The 514-nt window shown below is 52.9% G+C and carries 1 rRNA gene; it reads left to right on the top strand.

Going from position 1 to position 514, the window contains the following annotated elements:
* A 23S ribosomal RNA gene (locus tag AC0MA3_RS26385) occupies positions 1–514 on the top strand; the annotation flags it as partial.

The raw sequence follows: 514 nt of genomic DNA, 5'->3' as shown, positions 1-514 counted from the left end.
AGTATGTGGACGTAGACCCGAAACCGTGTGATCTACCCCTGTCCAGGGTGAAGGTGCGGTAACACGCACTGGAGGCCCGAACCCACGCATGTTGAAAAATGCGGGGATGAGGTGGGGGTAGCGGAGAAATTCCAATCGAACTCGGAGATAGCTGGTTCTCCCCGAAATAGCTTTAGGGCTAGCCTCGGTGAATGGAGTGGTGGAGGTAGAGCACTGATTGGGTGCGGGGCCCGCAAGGGTTACCAAGCTCAGTCAAACTCCGAATGCCATTAACTTCTTGCCGGGAGTCAGACAGTGAGTGCTAAGATCCATTGTCAAAAGGGAAACAGCCCAGACCATCAGCTAAGGTCCCCAAGTGTGTGTTAAGTGGGAAAGGATGTGGAGTTGCACAGACAACCAGGATGTTGGCTTAGAAGCAGCCACCATTGAAAGAGTGCGTAATAGCTCACTGGTCGAGTGACTCTGCGCCGAAAATGTAACGGGGCTAAACACACCACCGAAGCTATGGCTAGAT

The organism is Paenibacillus sp. LS-5, assembly GCF_056121505.1.
The sequence above is the reverse complement of the archived record's forward strand: the minus strand, read 5'-3'. Positions and strand labels throughout refer to the sequence as shown.